General features: G+C 69.6%; 19 protein-coding genes. 15 read left to right on the top strand and 4 right to left on the bottom strand.

Going from position 1 to position 17,771, the window contains the following annotated elements:
* Positions 1-4: 4 nt before the first annotated feature.
* From CMO28_RS25965 to CMO28_RS25950, 4 genes are read left to right on the top strand one after another with little or no spacing between them, the layout of a single operon-like run.
* On the top strand, positions 5-697 hold the full coding sequence (locus CMO28_RS25965) for a cysteine hydrolase family protein (protein ID WP_296719231.1): 693 nt from the start codon (positions 5-7) through the stop codon (positions 695-697).
* Positions 694-2,271, top strand: a complete 1,578-nt coding sequence (locus CMO28_RS25960) for an ABC transporter ATP-binding protein (protein WP_296719228.1) — start codon at positions 694-696, stop codon at positions 2,269-2,271. Before CMO28_RS25965 ends, CMO28_RS25960 begins: the two co-directional genes overlap by 4 nt.
* Before the next feature lie 18 nt (positions 2,272-2,289).
* The gene (locus CMO28_RS25955) at positions 2,290-2,964 is read left to right on the top strand and encodes a cysteine hydrolase family protein (protein WP_296719225.1); all 675 of its coding nucleotides are present in this window, start codon (positions 2,290-2,292) and stop codon (positions 2,962-2,964) included.
* Complete coding sequence (locus CMO28_RS25950) at positions 2,961-3,323, top strand: cupin domain-containing protein (protein ID WP_296719222.1); 363 nt, start codon at positions 2,961-2,963, stop codon at positions 3,321-3,323. The genes CMO28_RS25955 and CMO28_RS25950 overlap by 4 nt, the downstream gene beginning before the upstream one ends.
* A 19-nt stretch (positions 3,324-3,342) precedes the next feature.
* Here CMO28_RS25950 and CMO28_RS25945 read toward each other — a convergent pair whose 3' ends face one another.
* Entirely contained in the window at positions 3,343-4,467 is a 1,125-nt protein-coding gene (locus tag CMO28_RS25945) for a toll/interleukin-1 receptor domain-containing protein (protein ID WP_296719219.1), read from the bottom strand.
* 100 nt (positions 4,468-4,567) lie between these two features.
* Positions 4,568-5,215: a TetR family transcriptional regulator gene (locus CMO28_RS25940; RefSeq protein WP_296719216.1), complete on the bottom strand. Its 648-nt coding sequence runs from the start codon at positions 5,213-5,215 to the stop codon at positions 4,568-4,570.
* 188 nt (positions 5,216-5,403) lie between these two features.
* On the opposite strand from CMO28_RS25940, the gene CMO28_RS25935 reads away from it, so the two are divergent.
* The 6 genes from CMO28_RS25935 (at position 5,404) to CMO28_RS25910 (ending at position 11,710) form a co-directional block, all read left to right on the top strand.
* Positions 5,404-6,249: a metallophosphoesterase family protein gene (locus CMO28_RS25935; RefSeq protein WP_296719211.1), complete on the top strand. Its 846-nt coding sequence runs from the start codon at positions 5,404-5,406 to the stop codon at positions 6,247-6,249.
* Between the two features lie 73 nt (positions 6,250-6,322).
* Complete coding sequence (locus CMO28_RS25930; RefSeq protein WP_296719209.1) at positions 6,323-7,897, top strand: ABC transporter substrate-binding protein; 1,575 nt, start codon at positions 6,323-6,325, stop codon at positions 7,895-7,897.
* Positions 7,894-8,823: an ABC transporter ATP-binding protein gene (locus CMO28_RS25925; RefSeq protein WP_296719206.1), complete on the top strand. Its 930-nt coding sequence runs from the start codon at positions 7,894-7,896 to the stop codon at positions 8,821-8,823. The genes CMO28_RS25930 and CMO28_RS25925 overlap by 4 nt, the downstream gene beginning before the upstream one ends.
* A complete protein-coding gene (locus CMO28_RS25920) occupies positions 8,820-9,863 on the top strand; it encodes an oligopeptide/dipeptide ABC transporter ATP-binding protein (RefSeq protein ID WP_296719203.1) in 1,044 nt (347 codons plus the stop codon). Before CMO28_RS25925 ends, CMO28_RS25920 begins: the two co-directional genes overlap by 4 nt.
* Positions 9,864-9,869: 6 nt before the next feature.
* Positions 9,870-10,808, top strand: coding sequence for an ABC transporter permease (locus tag CMO28_RS25915; protein ID WP_296719201.1), 939 nt, complete (start codon positions 9,870-9,872; stop codon positions 10,806-10,808).
* Positions 10,805-11,710, top strand: a complete 906-nt coding sequence (locus CMO28_RS25910) for an ABC transporter permease (RefSeq protein WP_296719199.1) — start codon at positions 10,805-10,807, stop codon at positions 11,708-11,710. The genes CMO28_RS25915 and CMO28_RS25910 overlap by 4 nt, the downstream gene beginning before the upstream one ends.
* Positions 11,711-11,714: 4 nt before the next feature.
* On the opposite strand, the gene CMO28_RS25905 is transcribed toward CMO28_RS25910, so the two are convergent.
* Both CMO28_RS25905 and CMO28_RS25900 read right to left on the bottom strand, forming a co-directional pair.
* The gene (locus CMO28_RS25905) at positions 11,715-12,422 is read right to left on the bottom strand and encodes a response regulator transcription factor (RefSeq protein WP_296719196.1); all 708 of its coding nucleotides are present in this window, start codon (positions 12,420-12,422) and stop codon (positions 11,715-11,717) included.
* Between the two features lie 102 nt (positions 12,423-12,524).
* Positions 12,525-12,713: a hypothetical protein gene (locus tag CMO28_RS25900; RefSeq protein ID WP_062763787.1), complete on the bottom strand. Its 189-nt coding sequence runs from the start codon at positions 12,711-12,713 to the stop codon at positions 12,525-12,527.
* A gap of 41 nt (positions 12,714-12,754) precedes the next feature.
* Between CMO28_RS25900 and CMO28_RS25895 the strand changes: the two genes are divergently transcribed.
* The 5 genes from CMO28_RS25895 (at position 12,755) to CMO28_RS25875 (ending at position 17,745) form a co-directional block, all read left to right on the top strand.
* Positions 12,755-12,952 carry a hypothetical protein gene (locus tag CMO28_RS25895; RefSeq protein WP_296719192.1) on the top strand — a complete coding sequence of 66 codons (198 nt, stop codon included), beginning with the start codon at positions 12,755-12,757 and terminating at the stop codon, positions 12,950-12,952.
* A 69-nt stretch (positions 12,953-13,021) separates the two neighbouring features.
* Entirely contained in the window at positions 13,022-13,330 is a 309-nt protein-coding gene (locus tag CMO28_RS25890; protein WP_296719189.1) for a hypothetical protein, read from the top strand.
* Between the two features lie 98 nt (positions 13,331-13,428).
* The gene (locus tag CMO28_RS25885) at positions 13,429-14,382 is read left to right on the top strand and encodes a 2-hydroxyacid dehydrogenase (RefSeq protein ID WP_296719186.1); all 954 of its coding nucleotides are present in this window, start codon (positions 13,429-13,431) and stop codon (positions 14,380-14,382) included.
* 434 nt (positions 14,383-14,816) lie between these two features.
* Positions 14,817-15,287, top strand: coding sequence for a (2Fe-2S)-binding protein (locus CMO28_RS25880; protein WP_014744694.1), 471 nt, complete (start codon positions 14,817-14,819; stop codon positions 15,285-15,287).
* A gap of 70 nt (positions 15,288-15,357) precedes the next feature.
* Complete coding sequence (locus tag CMO28_RS25875; protein ID WP_296719182.1) at positions 15,358-17,745, top strand: xanthine dehydrogenase family protein molybdopterin-binding subunit; 2,388 nt, start codon at positions 15,358-15,360, stop codon at positions 17,743-17,745.
* Positions 17,746-17,771 lie beyond the last annotated feature (26 nt).

The following is a 17,771-nucleotide window of genomic DNA, read 5'->3' as shown; positions in this document are numbered from 1 at the left end:
CAGAATGACCGCAACCGATCTCCACACCATCCCGGGCGACCCCTATCCCTGGCCCTTCGACGGCAGGCTTGCCGCCGCCAACACCGCGCTGATCATCATCGACATGCAGACCGATTTCTGCGGGGTCGGCGGCTATGTCGACAAGATGGGCTACGACCTGTCGCTGACCCGCGCGCCGATCGGGCCGATCGGGGCGGTGCTGGCGGCGATGCGGGCCAGGGGCTATCACATCATCCACACCCGCGAGGGCCATCGCCCGGATCTGTCGGACCTGCCGGCCAACAAGCTCTGGCGGTCGCAGCGCATCGGCGCCGGCATCGGCGATCCGGGCCCCTGCGGGCGGATCCTGGTTCGCGGCGAACCGGGCTGGGAAATCATCCCCGAACTGGCGCCGCTGCCGGGCGAGCCCGTGATCGACAAGCCGGGCAAGGGATCGTTCTGCGCCACCGACCTTGAGCTGATCCTGCACACCCGCGGCATCCGCAACATCGTGCTCGCCGGCATCACCACCGATGTCTGCGTCCACACCACGATGCGCGAAGCCAATGACCGCGGCTTCGAATGCCTGTTGCTGGAAGACTGCTGCGGTGCCACCGACCGGGCCAATCACGATCATGCCATCCGCATGATCAAGATGCAGGGCGGTGTTTTCGGCTCGGTCTCCAGCTCCACCGCCTTCATCGAGGCCCTGCCATGAGCACCGCGGCCGGGATCGAAGCGGTACCGGACGCCGCGGTACCGATCGGGGCCGATGACGGCCCGGAGATCCGGGCGCTCGGCATCGAAGCCGTGGCGATGACCAAGCGCTTCGGCGCCTTCACGGCGCTCGACGGCGTGAACCTGCGGGTCCGCCCGGGCAGCGTTCATGCCCTGCTGGGCGAGAACGGCGCCGGCAAGTCGACCCTGGTCAAATGCATCATGGGCTATTACCGCCCCGAAGAGGGGGCGGTGATCGTCGGCCGCCGCGAAGCGCCGATTTCCAACCCGCGCGAGGCCCATGCGCTGGGCATCGGCATGGTCTATCAACACTTCACCCTGGTGCCGGGGATGACGGTGCTCGAAAACCTGGTGATGGCCCGGGCCGATACGCCCGCGATCATCGACTGGGCGGCGGCGCGGGCCGAGGCCGAAGCCTTCATGGCCCGCATGCCCTTCCGGGTGCCGCTGGAGGCACCCGTGGCCAGCCTGGCCGCCGGTGAGAAGCAGAAGGTCGAGATCCTGAAACAGATCTGGCTCGACGTCCGCTTCCTGATCCTGGACGAGCCGACCTCGGTTCTGACCCCCGACGAGGCCGACGACATCCTGGGTCTGCTGGCGGACATGGCACGGGCCGGTGACCTCACCATCCTGATCATCACCCACAAATTCCGCGAGGTTCTGGCATTTGCCGACGAGGTGTCGGTGCTGCGCCGCGGCCGACTGGTCGGCGGCGGCCGGGTCGCCGATCTGGATGTCGACCGGATGGCGGCGATGATGATCGGCGAGGCGACGCCGGCGGCACCGGCCGCCCGCCTTGCGGGCGTGCCCGGCGAGGTGGCACTCGACATCCGCGATCTGGAAGCGCTGGACGATACCGGCGAACCCGCACTTCGCGGCGTCTCGCTCCAGGTCCGGCGCGGCGAGATCGTCGGCATCGCCGGCGTGTCGGGCAATGGCCAGAGCGCCCTGGTCGAGGTGCTGGCCGGCCAGCGCCGGGCCGAGGCGGGACATATGACCGTCGACGGCGCGCCCTATGCCGCCAGGCGCGCGCAGATGCTGCGCCACAAGGTCTGCCTGCTGCCCGAAGAGCCGTTGAAGAACGCCTGCGTCGGCCGGATGAGTGTGGCCGAGAACATGGCCTTCCGCCGCTTCGATCAGGCGCCCTATGCCCGCGGCTGGTTCCTGTCGAAGGGCCGGATCCGGGCGGCGGCGCGCGAGTTGATCGCCCGCTACAACGTCCGCACGCCATCGCCCGACACGCCGATCGCCGCACTGTCGGGCGGCAATGTCCAGCGGGCGGTTCTGGCGCGCGAGATCGGCGGCGAGGTCGAGGGGCTGATCGCCGCCAACCCGGTCTTCGGGCTGGATTTCTCTGCGGTGGCCGACATCCACGGCCAGATCGTCGGCGCCCGCAATCGCGGCGCCGCGGTGCTGCTGGTCAGCGAGGATCTGGACGAGTTGCTGGAACTGGCCGACCGGATCCTGGTCATCTCCGACGGCCGCATCGTCCACGAGACGGCCGGCGCCACCGCCGACCGCGTGGCGATCGGCCGCCACATGGCCGGCCACTGAGGGGAGCCCCGTCACGCCATGCCCATCACCATCGACGCCGCCCCTTATGCCTTCACCGCGCCGCGCGACCGGCTGGCGCTGATCGTGATCGACATGCAGCGCGACTTCCTGGAGCCGGGCGGCTTCGGCGCCGCGCTCGGCAACGACGTCGCCCGGCTGCAGCCGTCGATCGCGCCGACCCGGCGCCTGCTGGACGGCTTCCGTGCGGCGGGGCTGCCGGTCTTCCACACCCGCGAATGCCATCTGCCCGACCTCTCGGACTGCCCGCCGGCCAAGCATGGCCGCGGGCCCGGGCCGCTCCGCATCGGCGATCCGGGACCGATGGGTCGGATCCTGATCCGCGGCGAGCCGGGGGCGGATATCATTCCCGAACTGGCGCCATTGCCGGGCGAAGTGGTGATCGACAAGCCCGGCAAGGGCGCCTTCCACGCCACCCCGCTCGGCGACGAGCTTGCCCGCCGCGGCATCGGCCATCTGGTCTTCGCCGGCGTCACCACCGAGGTCTGCGTGCAGACCACGATGCGCGAGGCGAACGACCGGGGCTTCGACTGCCTGCTCGCCACCGACGCCACCGACAGCTATTTCCCCGACTTCAAGGCCGCGACCATCGCCATGATCACCGCCCAGGCCGGCATCGTCGGCTGGGCGGCACCGGTGGATGCCGTCCTTGCCGGATTGAGGGCCGACACATGAGCACTGATCTTCCCGCCGTGCTCCGCGCCGGCCTGCTCGACCCCGCCGCCCGCGCGGCGCTGGACTGGCAGCCCTTCCGCCCGGGTGTCGAGGCCCACTGGCTGCACCGCAGCCCCGATGGCGGCCCGGCGGCGGCGCTGCTGCGCTATGCCCCCGGATCCGAGGTGCCGCGCCACGCCCATATCGGCCGCGAGACCATCCTCATCCTGGAGGGCCGCCAGAGCGACGATGCCGGCATCTACGAGACCGGCACGCTGGTGGTCAACGAGCCCGGCACGGAACACAAGGTGCGCAGCGACACCGGCTGCACCGCCCTGCTGATCTGGGAACGCGCGCCGCGGCTTTACGAAGGCACCTGACCCACCGCGCCGGGCCCTGTCAGTGGAGGCCGATGATCGCCTCGGCGAGATCCCAGACCGGCTCACGGGTCTTCCGCGGATAACAGAGGTGCTCCGCCAGCATCTGCGGGTACACATAAATGTGCTCCGTCATCATCATCGGGAGGCCGTCGTAATAGCGCTGCGGGGTACCAAAGCGGAGCAGATCCGCGACGTCGCGGCGCGGCATCCAGAGGGTGAAATTTCCGGTCCGATGCCCGTCCCGCCACAGATCGACGAGGTCCAGCTCGTCCGTTCCGAAAAGCTCGCGGGCATCCTTGTAATCGTCAAGACCGGCAATTTTCCAGCCCTGCCCCAGACCGCCTGCCACCATTCTGGTGGTCCACAGCCTGTAGAGCGCGCGCGCCCGGATGATCTTCGCAAACCAAAGGACCGCGTCGATCTCCTTGCCCCGGTTCAACAGCTCCGCAACCCCGGTGCGTAGCACGACCTCCAGCCGGCCGACCAGGTCATTCACATCTTTCAGATGTCTTTCGGCCTCGGGCGTGTAATCCGGATCCTGTGCAATCGCGTCGATGCGGTGATGCAGCGACCGGCGCAAGGCCCCGTATTCCGGCTCCTCGACCAGGACGACCTGCTCGGGCAACAGCACCAGATCCGGATGGCGCCGACGCATATGCTTCCAGCTGGCCTCCAACACCGCGGCGTCCAGATCGACCGGCCGGGTGAAGCGCAGCGGCAGCACCTCCCGCGCCGGCAGGACCGCCATGTCGGTGGCGCCTTTCGCGACAAGCACACGGGTCAGATCCTCCAGGGCTTCAGAGAAGCCGCGCCCCGCGAAATCTGCGTGGAGCCGGTCGCAGGGCATAGCCGTATCATCGATCCGCAGCGGGATCACGAAGCGGCGGCCGGTCTGCCGCTCCCTCTTCAGTGCCACGACCAGTTCCCTTTTCACCCAGCCGGACCGGATGGAGGCATCGGACACCACGACCACGACCAGACTGCTCTGCTCCAGACCCTCATAGATGGCATCGCGCAGAGAATCCCCCAGCGTCATGCTCCAGCTGTCGAGCCAGACCGGGATCCCCTTCGCCAGCAGCCCCACGGCCAGCCGCAGCACGAAGGGCTTGTCCACTGATGCATGCGAGATGAAGACATTCGACATGAGGCCTCCCGTGGGCGATCCGCTTGTGGCTCCGCCGATTCAATCGGAGAGTCCGTCAGGTCACAACATCACGGCGTCCTGCCATGCCGACCCATGCTCATCAACGCACCCTCCGGCCCGCCGGCGCCAGAAACAGGCAACGGGTCATCGCCACCAGTTCGGCCAGCACCCGTGCCGGGTCGTCCGGGTCGATGGCGGTGCCGGCCAGGGCCACCAGCCGGGTGCGGTTGCGCAGCACGTTGTCGCGGATACCCAAAGTGGCATGCAGCCGCCAGCCCAGTTCCGCCCGGGTCAGATGCGGGGCGATCCGGGCCAGCACGTCCAGGAACAGCCCCAGATGGTCGACCTCTTCGGCCAATGCCTGGCCGAGCCTGGGATCGGCGCTGCGGCGGGGGATGGCGCGGAAGTTCAGGAACACGCGATAATCCGAGGTCGGATCGTAACGCCAGCGCACCGACGGCTCCAGCAGCGCCGTCAGCACCGCATCCAGCGGCGGCGGTGAGGGCCGGGCGGCATCGACCGCCGCGGTCAGCCGGTTCAGGCGTTCGGCATTGAAGCGGGTGTAGCAGCGCGCCATCGCTGCCACCATCAGCGCATCACGCGATCCGAAATGATAGCTGATCGCCGACACCGCCACCCCGGCCGCGGCCGCGATCCGGCGCACGGTGATCCGGTCGGGATCGTCCGTGGTCGCCATCAGGCGTTCGGTGACCTCCAGAATGCGGGCCGTGGTCAATTCGGTGGACATGCAGCTCCGATGGACATGGGGCCGGCTGCCCTTCGCGACGGTTCGATGACGGCTTTCGGGCAGCGTTCGAAGCCGGTCACCAGGGTGACATCATGACGGCTTATGGTCGGTGCGTCACCTCGCTGCGGCCGCATACACCGGGCTGCGACGGAGGCGGAAGGATCTGACCGGCCGAAAGGTTCGCGCCCATGCGCATCGCCCTGGTTTCCGATACCCATATCGCCACCCGCGCCCGCGGCTTCACCGCCAACTGGCACATCGCCGCCCGGCTGATCGAGGCCGAGCGCCCGGATCTGATCATCCATCTGGGTGACGTCACGGTCGATGGCGCCGGCGATCCGGCCGAGCACGGCCAGGCGCTGGAGGCCATGCAGGCGCTGTCTGCCCCGCGCCTGGCCGTGCCCGGCAATCACGATCTGGGCGACAACCCGCCCCATCCGGGCGCCCATGTCGCAAGCCCCGTGACTCCGGCCCGCCTTGCCACCTGGGCGGCCGCTTTCGGCCCCGATCACTGGGTGACCGAACTGGCGGGTTTCCGGCTGATCGGGCTCAACGCCCAGCTCTTCGGCACCGGGCTGGATGCCGAGGCGGCACAGTTCGACTGGCTGGCGGCAACGCTCTCCGCCGCCCGTGGGCCCGTCGGCCTGTTCCTGCACAAGCCGCTGTTCCGCGACCGCCCCTGCGACGACGAGGCCCATGTCCGCTATGTCCCGGCGGGCCCGCGCGCCCGGCTGCTCGAAGTGCTGGCGGGCGTCGATCTGCGCTTCGTGATCTCCGGCCATGCCCATCAGGCCCGGCGGCTGGTGGTCGGCGAAGTCGAGCATCTGTGGATGCCCTCCACCGCCTTCATCATTCCCGATCACATCCAGGAGCGGATCGGTGAGAAGCGGGTCGGCTGGGCGGTGCTGACGCTGGAAGACGGCCGCCATCGCCTGGATTTCCGCCACCCGGCCAGCCTGCCCGAGAACGATCTGCTCGACCATGACGACGCCTATCCGGCGGTGCGGGCGCTGCGACGCACCGGCCCTGCCTGATCAGCACCTCCCCTATCCGTACCTCCCAGATCCGTATCGATCCGATCTGCATCCGACGAGAGGCCTTCCCGCCATGACCATCACCCGTCGCGACCTGCTGCGCCTGATCGGCGCCGGCACCGCCACTGCTGCCCTGCCCGGCACCTTCTCGTCGGTGGTGCAGGCGGCAGGCGCCGATCCGCGCCCGGTTCTGCGTATCGCCGTTCAGGCCCTGCCCGCCAGTCTGGAGCCGCTGGAGGTGATCTCCAATATCGGCCTGCGCCAGACCACCTGCCTGTTCGACAGCCCGCTCCGGCGCGACTTCAAGGCGGAGGCCGCCACGCCTGGCACGGCGAAGATCGACCCGCAGCTCGCCACCGCCGTCACCCGGATCGACGATCTCACCTGGCGGATGACGCTGCGCCCGGGGGTGATGCTGCATGACGGTTCCACCCTCTCGGCCGCCGACGTGGCGGCGACCTTCGCGCCCGGCCGGATCGGCCCCGACACGCCCTGGCCCGAGGGCCGGATCCTGTTCGGCCATCTGGCCGAGGTCCGAACGGTGGACGCGCTGACCGTGGATCTCGTCACCCGGAACCCCGACCCGGTGATGCCCCAGCGCCTGGCCGCCTATGGCGCCTGGATCGTGGGGGCGAAGGCGATGGCGGCCGGCGGGCCCGAGACCATGCGCACCGCCCCGGTCGGGGCCGGCCCATACAAGCTGGCCGAATTCGTCCGCGACACCCGGCTGGTCCTCAGCTCTCACGACGACTACTGGATGGGCCGGCCGGCGGCGCGCGAGGTGCGCATCGAGGTGGTGCCCGAGGCCGCAACCCGGATCGCCGGGCTGATCTCGGGCGAATACGACATCGTCACCAACCTGCTGCCCGACCAGATGCCGCAGCTCGACGGCTATGACGATGTCGAGGCGGTGGCCGTGCCGCTCGATCTGGTCCACATGCTGTTCTACGATACCCGCCGCCCGGCGGTGGCCGATGCCCGCATCCGCCAGGCGCTGAACCACGCCATCGACTATGATGCGCTCGGCCGTGCGGTCTGGGGCGCACGGTTCAGCCGGCCGAACGGTCTGCAGACCCCCGCCTTCGGCCCGCTCTATGATGCCGGCCGCCGGCATTTCCCCTTCGATCCGGCCCGGGCCAAGGCGCTGCTGGCGGAGGCCGGCTATGACGGCACCCCCGTGCGTATGCGCCTGATCTCAGGCTACTACGTCGGGGCCGAGGCGGCCGGGCAGATCATCCAGGCGATGTGGGCACAGATCGGCGTGCCGCTTGAGCTGGAATTCGTCGAGAGTATGAAGCAGGCGCTGGAACCCGGAGCCGATGTGCGGATGATCTCAGCCGCCTTCCGTTTCCCCGATCCGCTGGGCGGCGGGGTGGTGCCGGCCTGGGGGCCGGATTCGGCGGTGCAGAAGCGCGGTTTCTGGTCGTCCGACCGGTTCAATGCCGGGATCGCCGAGCTTCAGGCCGCGCAGGACACCGCCGATCGCCGGCGGATCTTCCAGCACCTGCTCGACCTCTTCGACGAAGAGGCGCCGGGTGTGGTGCTTTATGGCGTCAACGAGGTCTACGGCAAGCGCCGGCCGGTCAACTGGACCCATTACCCGCTCTATTATCTCGATCTCCGCCCCGACAACCTGTCCTTCGCATGACCGCACTCACCGTCGAAAACCTCAGGATCGACGTGCCGGGCGGCCCGGCTGTGGCGGGGCTCGACCTCGCCATCGGCCGCGGCCGGGTGTTCTGCCTGGTGGGCGAAAGCGGCTGCGGCAAAAGCCTGACGGCACTGGCGCTGATGGGGCTGCTGCCGGCGGGCGCCCGGGTGGTATCCGGCACCGCTCGTATCGACGGCCGGCCCTTCCGCCCGGGCGGCCCCACCCCTGCCGGGCTCGCCATGGTCCACCAGGACGCCATGGCCTCGCTCGACCCGCTGATGACGGTCGGCCGGCAGATCGCCGAGCCGCTGGTGGCACAGGCGGGGTTCAGCCGCCGTGCGGCCATGGCCGAAGCCGTGCGGCTGATGGAACGGGTCGGCATCGCCGGGGCGGCGGAACGGGCCCGGGCCTGGCCGCATGAATTCTCCGGCGGCATGAACCAGCGGGTCGCGATCGCCATGGCGCTCGCCTGTCGCCCCCGCCTGCTGATCGCCGACGAGCCCACCACCGCGCTCGACGTCACCGTCCAGGCCCAGATCCTGGACCTGCTGGCTGGGCTTGCCGCCGAAACCGGGATGGGGCTGGTCTTCATCACCCATGACCTGGGCGTGGTCGCCGAAATCGCCGACGAGATGGCGGTGATGTATGCCGGGCGGATCGTCGAACAGGGCCCGGTCGGCCGGATCTTCGATGCCCCCGCCCATCCCTATGCCGCCGAACTTCTGGCCTGCCGCCCCGGCCGCCAGGCGCGCGGCAGCCCTCTTGCCGCCATTCCCGGCATGGTGCCCCGGCCCGGGCGGCGCGGCCCCGGCTGCGACTTCGCTCCACGCTGCCGTCGCGCAACTGAAAGCTGCTCCATCATACCGCCAAAACTTCTTCCGGCTGCCGGCGGCGGGCTGGTTGCCTGTGGGGTGCCGGCATGACCGCCCCGGCCACCACCCGGGCCGATACGACATCGGCGACCAGGCCCGCCGCTATGCCGGCCCTCACCTCCGCCGCACCGCGGCTGATGGCCCGCGGGCTCGGTCTGGATGTGCGGCACCGCGACCCCGGCCTCTTCACCCGGCCGCGCCGGGCCGCGATCGTCTCGAACATCGATCTTGAGGTCGCGCCGGGCGAGATTCTGGGCCTGGTCGGCGAAAGCGGCTCGGGCAAGACCACGATCGGCCGCATGCTGGCCGGCGAGATTGCGCCCGACAGGGGCCGGGTGCTGCTGGATGGCGCAGCCCTCACCCTGCCCCTGCCGCCGGCCCGGCGGCGTGCGGTGCAGCTGGTGTTTCAGGACACGCTCGGCGCCTTCGACCCGCGCATGACCCTTGGCCGGCAGCTCGACGAGCCGCTGGTCGTGGCGGGGCTGCCCCCGGCCGACCGGCGCCGGCGCATCTCTGCGGCGCTCGACGCCATGGGGCTCGATCCCGCCCTGCTCGACCGCTGGCCGCATCAGGTCTCGGGCGGGCAGCGCCAGCGTGCGGTGCTTGCCCGCGCGCTCAGCCTGGATCCCTCGGTGCTGGTGCTGGACGAACCGGTCTCGGCGCTCGACGTCTCGGTCCAGGCGCAGGTGGTCAACCATCTGGCGGCGCTGGCCCGGGATCGCGGCCTCGCCATGGTGTTCATCAGCCATGATCTGGGCGTGGTCGGCCACCTCGCCCATCGGGTGGCGGTGCTCTATCTGGGCCGGGTGGTGGAAACCGGGCCGGTCGACGCGGTGTTCGGCGCCCCCGCCCATCCCTATACCCGCGCCCTGCTCGATGCCGTACCGGTCGCCCATCCGGGGCTGCGCCGGCCGCGCCTGCGCCTTCAAGGCGAACCGCCCAGCATTCTGAACCCGCCCGCGGGCTGCGCCTTCCATCCGCGCTGCCCGCTGGCCGAAGACATCTGCCACCGGCAACGCCCGGAACCCTCAGCCCGCACGACCGCGCGCCATCTCGCCGCCTGTCACTTTCCCCCTCCGGCCGAGGCCTGATCCGCGATGTCCCGCGCCCTTCTGATCCGCCTGGCCCGCACCCTGGTCACCGCGCTGATCTGCATCACCCTCACTTTCGTCGTGCTCCGGCTGTCGGGCGATCCGCTCGACGCGCTGCTGCCCGAGGATGCGCCCCAAAGCATCCGCGACGCCTATGCCGCCCGCCTCGGCCTCGACCGGCCGCTTTATGAGCAGTATCTGGGCTATCTGGGCGGGCTCGCGACGGGGGATTTCGGCCGCTCGCTGCTCGACGGGCGCAGTGCCGCGGGCGTGGTGGCCGAACGGCTGCCGGCGACCCTGCTGCTGGGCGGCACCGCCTTCGCCCTCGCCTTGCTGATCGGCATCCCCGCCGGCACCATCGCCGCCCTTCGCCGTGGCGGGCCGGTCGATCGGGGCGTGATGGGGGTGGCGGTCTTCGGCTATGCGATGCCGAATTTTTTCCTGGGGCTGGTGCTGATCCTGGTCTTCGCGCTCTGGCTCAGGGTGTTGCCGTCATCGGGCTTCGGCGCCGCGGCGCATCTGGTGCTGCCGGCGCTGACCCTGGGCACCGCCATGGCCGGCAAGCTCGCCCGTTTCGTGCGCGGCGCCGTGCTCGATGTCCTGGGCCAGTTGCATCTCAGGGTCGCGCGCGGCAAGCGCCTCGGCCGCATCCGCCTGGTCGCGGCCCATCTTGCCCCCAATGCCGCCGTGCCGGTGATCACCTTCCTGGGGTTCGAAGCCGGGCTGCTGGTCGGCGGCGGGGTGGTGGTCGAAAGCGTCTTCGGCTGGCCGGGGGTCGGCCGGCTGCTGGTCCAGTCGGTGGCCGCCCGCGATCTTGCCGTGGTGCAGACCATCATCCTGATGATCGCGCTCGCCATGATCCTGGCCAATCTCGCCGCCGACCTGCTCCATGCCCGGCTGGACCCGCGGGTCCGCGCCGCCCTTGCCGGAGAGGCCCGCCGATGAGCCCCATCCCTGCCCTGCCCGCCGCCGGCCGGCTGCACCGGCTGTTCCGTCCGCTCGCATCCGGCGCTGCACGCGGCCGCGGCCTGCCCTGGTCGATCCGCTGCGCCCTGGGCTTTCTGGCGGCACTCGTCCTGCTCGCGATCTGCGCCCCCTGGGTGGCGCCGGCCGATCCGCTCGCCATGGATCTGGGTGCGCGGCTGCGCCCGCCGGCAGGTTTCGGCGGCACCCTCTCCCATCCGCTCGGCACCGATGCGCTCGGCCGCGACCTGCTCTCGCGCGTGCTCTACGGTGCCCGGGTGTCGATCCTGATCGCGGTCGCCGGCACGGCGATCGGGGCGGTGCTCGGCACCTGCGCCGGCTTCCTCGCCGCCCGTTTCCGCGGCCTGGCCGACCAGCTGCTGATGATGCTGGTCGACGTGCAGGCGGCGCTGCCCTCTCTGATCCTGGCGCTGGCGGTGATCGCCTTTCTCGGCAACGATCTGGTGCTGTTCGTGATCCTGGTCGGGCTCGACGGCTGGGAGCGCTATGCCCGGCTGTCGCGCAATCTGGTGCTCGCCACCGGTTCGGCCGGCTGGGTACGGGCGGCGCGGATGACCGGCATCACCGGCGCGCGGCTGCATCTTGGCCATGTTCTGCCCAATGTCGCCGGCCCGCTGGTGGTGCAGGCCACCCTCAACTTTCCGGGCACGATCCTGCTGGAGACCGCGCTCTCCTTCCTCGGTCTGGGCGTCCAGCCGCCGGCCACCTCGCTCGGCCAGATGCTCGGCGACGGGCGCGGGCTGCTGCTCAATGCCTGGTGGATCGCGGTGATCCCCGGTCTGCTGATCCTGGCCACCACCATGTCCGTCTGCCTGATCGGCGACCATCTCCGTGACCGTCTGGACCCCACCACCGGCAGCTGAGCCGTCAGCCGCCGCGCATGCGCTGATATTTCAGGATCGCCTGGGTCCGGCTCTCCACGCCCAGCTGGCGGAAGATCCGCGACAGATGGCCCTTCACGGTATTGAGGTTCAGCCCCAGCAGATCGCCGATCTGCTGGTTGGAATGGCCGCGGGCCAGCAGGTCCATGATCTCCATCTGCCGCTCGGTCAGCGCGGCGCCGCTCTCGCCCTCGCCCGCCTCCGCCAGGCCGGCATCCCCGGCAATCGGCAAGGCAGCCGCCGGGATCGGCGCGGGCCCGCGTTCTGCCTCGGCATCACGCGCCAGCAGTTCATAGGGGAAATAGGTGCCGCCGACCTGGATCATCCGCAGGATGCCGATGATCACCTCGTCATGGGTCGATTTCGGAATGTAGCCGCGCAGGCCCGCCGCCAGCGCCGCCCGCAGATCGGACTTGCTCTCCGACATGGTGAAGGCCACCACCGGCGCCGGCTCCAGCCGCCGCCGGATCCGGTCCAGCCGGTCCTGGCCCAGGAAATCCGGCAGATAGAGATCGACCACCGCGAAGCTGAACCGCATGCCCTCGTCGAGCAGCGCCTCCAGCGCCGCCAGCCCGTTCGCCTCCACGATCTCGACCGGATCGAACACCTCCGCCAGCAGATGCCGCAACCCCGCCCGCACCACCGAATGGTCGTCGACGATCAACACACGATAGGCGGAGACGGGCTCGGACATGGGTCGGGCGGCATCCTCGGGATTGGGTGTCGTGTCGAGGATAGCGCGGGGCGGGGGTTGGGGGAATGGGGGAGAGCCGCGATCCTCCCCCATCGCCACATGTCACCAGATCAGATCGTCGGCCATCACGCGCCCGTGAACCCTGAGCATAGCCCCGTCGAAAGAGAGCACGGTATCGCCTGCCGTCTGCTCCATGAAGATCGACGACAGGCTGTCCACCTGCCAGCCGGTGATGTCGATCCGGTCCTCACCAGTTCTGAAATCGACGATCAGGTCATGCCCCGACCGCACGCCTCACCTCCCTGCTCCTCTGCATCGTCGGCGTCTTCACCGTGTGGTGGACGCCGCTTTATGGCGGCGAGATCGGGGCGGCGTATATCGCGGGGTTCTGCCTTTATCTTCTGGTCGTGAAGGCGATGCTTCTGCGGCGGGGCGTTTCGGAGCGGCGGCCCTGGGTGAAGACGCGGGTGCTCGCCGGGTGGGTGGGGGTTACGCTGGTGGCGGCCGCCGTGGTGCGGATCGCATTTTGATGGATGCTGAAAGCTCACCTGCCCGGACTGCGTTCCTCGGCCAGATGCTCAGACAAAGGGGCGACCCTGATGTGGCGCGCCCTTAAGACCTTGTTTACGCCTGCCCGTCTCTCCTGGCCTGAATACCTCGTCCTTGCTTTGGCCGTGCTGCTGATGGTCTGGTCGGCCTGGTGGGGGCGTCTGATAACGGGCGAGGCGCTGACGCCGTATTTCGCCGGGATGCTGATCTATATGGTCGTGGCGCGTCTGCTCACCGGGCCCTGGGACGAGGCAGTTGCGGGCAGGCCCGGGATGCGGCGCAAGCCCTGGGTGCAGACGCGGGTATTTGCGGGCTGGTCGGTGATCACCTTCCTCGTCGCGGCTGCGGTCAGGCTTTGAACGGCAGGGGTTGCCGAGGATGACGGCAGCGGCGGCGGCGCGCTATGCTGCGCGCCCATCCCCTGTCCTGCCTCTCCCCATACCGGAGCCTGCATGCGATGACGACCGCCGCCACCCCCCGCCTGCCCGTCACCGCCATCATCGCGCCCGGCTGGGATCAGCCGCGCTGGCAGCGGGCGCTCGTGGCCGCGGCGCCGGGGCTGGAGGTCAGGCTCTGGCCCGATCTGGGGGATGTGTCCGAGATCGAGGCGGTGCTGCTCTGGAAGCAGCCGGCGGGTGCGCTTGCGGGCATGAGCCGGCTTGGTCTCGCCCAGTCGCTGGGGGCCGGGGTGGAGCATCTGCTGAACGATCCGGCGATCGGCGACCATGTCGCCCTCGGCCGGGCGGTCGATCCGGCGATGACCGGCGAGATGGTGCGCTTCGTGGTCCATGCCGTGCTGGCAATCTCGGTCGATGCGGCCGGCTATCGCGCCCAGCAGGCCGCCGGCCTGTGGGAAGAGCGGAGCGTGCCGGGCGGCGCGCTCAGGGTCGGCATGCTGGGGCTGGGGGAGCTGGGGGCCGCGGCGGCGCAGGCGCTGGCAGGCCTCGGCTTCACCGTCACCGGCTGGTCGCGCAGCGCCAGGCAGGTGGCGGGCGTCACCTGCCTGTCGGGCGCCGACGGGCTGAACCAGCTGATCGCCGGCACCGACTGCCTGGTCAACCTGCTGCCGCTGACCGACGAGACCCGCGGGCTGATCGATGCCCGCCTGCTGGCCCGCCTGCCCCGGGGGGCGCATCTGGTGAACGTCGCCCGCGGCGGCCATGTGGTCGAAGCCGATCTGCTTGCCGCACTCGACGACGGCCGGCTGGCCTCGGCGACGCTCGACGTCACCGCGGTCGAGCCCCTGCCCCAGAGCCACCCCTTCTGGTCGCATCCGAAAATCGTGCTCACCCCCCATGTCGCGGCGGCCAGCACCCCTGAGACCATGGCGCCCATCCTGGCCGAAAGCCTGCGCCGACATGCCGCCGGCCGGCCGCCGCTCGACCCGGTGGAGCGGACCCGCGGATACTGACCGACGTTCAGTTGAACCGCTGCGAGCCGGTCTCAAACCCGGCCGCAATTGGTGCAGTGCGGCATAAATCCGCCGTTTTTTCCCGCCGGTTTCCCCCGCCATCACCCTTGACCGGCCGGCCTTGGCGGCGCCACACTCTTGATGCCGGATCGGAGCGAACAAGGGGGAAGACCCCCGGCCCCGGACCGGGGGAGGATTGAGTCAGGAACACCCGGCGGGATGACGGTCGTCCCGCCGCCCATGCGGCCCCAGCCGTGCCCCTGCGCGTTCCCGCCATCGCGGTGGTCGATCGCGCGGCTGTACGTTCGCCGCCGGAATGTCGCCGCCCCTCTCCCCGTCCACCCTGGGGCCTGCCTGCCCGGGCCGGCACCGCGTGACCTGCGGCAGCCTTGCGTGTGCGGCTGTCCGTCTACCGACCGATGGGGAGGTTATACATGCCGGTCCAGATCAGCCTGACGGTGAACGGCGAGCGTGTCGAACGCTCGGTCGAGCCGCGGACCCTGCTGGTTCAATTCATCCGCGACCATCTCGGCCTCACCGGGACCCATGTCGGCTGCGATACCAGCCAGTGTGGTGCCTGTGTCGTCCATGTCGACGGCAATGCCGTGAAGTCCTGCACCATGCTGGCGGTCCAGGCCGAGGGCGCCGAGGTCACCACCATCGAGGGGCTGGCCACCAACGGCACGCTGCACCCGGTGCAGGAAGCCTTCCATCAGGAACACGGGCTGCAGTGCGGCTTCTGCACCCCGGGCATGGTGATGAGTTCGGTCGACCTGCTGAAGAACAACCCGAACCCGACCGAAGCCGAGATCCGCAAGCACCTGGAAGGCAATATCTGCCGCTGCACCGGCTATCACAACATCGTCAAGGCCGTGCAGTCCGCCGCGGAGACGATGCGCGGCTGACCGCCGCCATCCGCCAGGACAGACCCGGCGGGCGAAGATCCTGCCGGGCGACGGGAGGAGTGAGGACGAGATGACCGAACAGGTGATCGGCAAGCCGGTGAAGCGGACCGAGGACCGGCGCTTCCTGACCGGCCGCGGCCGTTATACCGACGACATCCAGCTGGCGCGGCAGACCTATGCCTATATCATCCGCAGCCCGCACGCCCATGCGAAGATCCTGAACATCGACCCTTCGGCCGCACTGGCGCGGCCGGGCGTGGTGGCGGTGTTCACCGGCAAGGACATGGCGGCCGACGGCATCGGCGGTCTGCCCTGCGGCTGGCTGGTCCATTCCAAGGACGGCTCGCCGATGAAGGAGCCGCCGCATGCGCCGCTGGTGCCCGACCGGGTGCGCCATGTCGGCGACAATGTGGCCGTGGTGATCGCCACCTCGAAGGAACTGGCCAAGGACGCCGCCGAAGACGTCGCCATCGACTATGAGGAACTGCCCGCAGTTGCCGATGCCCGCCGGGCGCTGGCCGATGGCGCCGCCTCGGTCTGGGACGATCAGGCCCCGGGCAATCTCTGCTACGACTGGGAACTGGGCGACCGGGCCGCGACCGAGGCCGCCTTCACCAATGCCCACCGGGTGGTGGAGCTGGAGCTGATCAACAACCGCCTGATCCCCAACGCCATGGAGCCGCGCGCGGCGATCGGCGATTACGATCCGGCGAGCGGCCAGTACACGCTCTACACCACCAGCCAGAACCCCCATGTCATCCGCCTGCTGATGGGCGCCTATGTGCTGCAGATCCCCGAGCACAAGCTGCGCGTGGTGGCACCGGATGTCGGCGGCGGCTTCGGCTCCAAGATCTATCACTATGCCGAAGAGGCCATCGTCACCTGGGCGGCGAAAAAGCTGGAACGCCCGGTCCGCTGGACGGCCGAGCGCACCGAAAGCTTCATGACCGACGCCCATGGCCGCGATCACTGGAGCCGCGCCCGGCTGGCGATGGATGCCGACGGCAATTTCCTGGGCCTGCATGTCGAGACGGTCGCCAATCTGGGCGCCTATCTTTCGACCTTCGCGCCCTCGATCCCGACCTATCTCTACGGCACGCTGCTCGCCGGGCTCTACAAGACGCCGGCGATCTATTGCGAGGTGAAATCGGCCTTCACCCACACCACGCCGGTCGACGCCTATCGCGGCGCGGGCCGGCCCGAGGCCTGCTATCTGCTGGAACGCCTGGTCGACAAGGCCGCGGCCGAAAGCGGCATCGACCGGATCGAGCTGCGCAAGAAGAACTTCATCACCGCCGACATGATGCCCTATCAGACCCCGGTGGCGGTGCAGTACGACAGCGGCGAGTTCCACAGGAATCTCGACGACGCCATGCGGCTGATCGACTATGCCGCCCTCGACGCCCGCAAGGCCGAGGCGCGGTCGCGCGGCAGGTATCTGGGGCTGGGTGTCTCGACCTATATCGAGGCCTGCGGTCTGGCGCCCTCGGCGCTGGCCGGCCAGCTCGGCGCCCGTGCCGGCCTCTACGAGGCGGCGGAAGTCCGGCTGCACCCGACCGGATCGGTCACCGTGTTCACCGGCGCCCACAGCCACGGCCAGGGCCACGAGACCACTTTCGCGCAGGTGGTGGCCGACCGTCTGGGCGTGCCGCTTTCGCAGGTCGAGATCGTCCATGGCGACACCGACCGCATCCCCTTCGGCATGGGCACCTATGGCTCGCGCTCGCTGCCGGTCGGCGGCTCGGCGCTGGTCAAGGCCATCGACAAGGTGATCGACAAGAGCCGCAAGATCGCCGCCCATCTGCTGGAAGCCGCAGAAGGCGATATCGAGTTCCAGAACGGCCGGTTCTCGGTCAAGGGCACCGACAAGGGGGTCGGCATCGGCGAGGTGGCGCTGGCGGCCTATGTGCCGCACAACTACCCGCACGAGAAGCTGGAGCCGGGCCTGGACGAAAGCGCCTATTACGATCCCGTGAACTTCACCTATCCCAATGGCTGCCATCTCTGCGAGGTGGAGGTCGATCCCGATACCGGCGTGGTCGAAATCAAGCGCTTCGTGGCGGTGGACGATTTCGGCCGGGTGGTGAACCCGATGATCGTGGAAGGCCAGGTCCATGGCGGCATCGCCCAGGGCATCGGCCAGGCGCTGCTGGAAGCGGCGATCTACGATCAGGACAGCGGCCAGCTGATGTCGGGCTCGTTCATGGACTATTGCATGCCGCGCGCCGACGACCTGCCCAGCTTCACCGTCGCCCATAACGAGGTGCCCTGCACCACCAACCCGTTGGGGGTGAAGGGCTGCGGCGAGGCCGGCGCCATCGGCTCGCCGCCCGCGATCATCAATGCCGTGATCGACGCGCTCCGGCCGCTGGGCGTGACCGACATGGACATGCCGGCGACGCCGCATCGGGTGTGGTCGACCATCCAGGCGGCGCGCATGCCCGCCGCTGCCGAGTGAACACCTCCTGACCCGGCGCCTGCCGC

Source organism: Tistrella sp. (genome assembly GCF_002684955.1).
In the GTDB taxonomy this organism is placed as follows: domain Bacteria; phylum Pseudomonadota; class Alphaproteobacteria; order Tistrellales; family Tistrellaceae; genus Tistrella; species Tistrella mobilis.
Note: the sequence above shows the minus strand (reverse complement) of the source record. Positions and strands in the feature narration are given on the sequence as shown.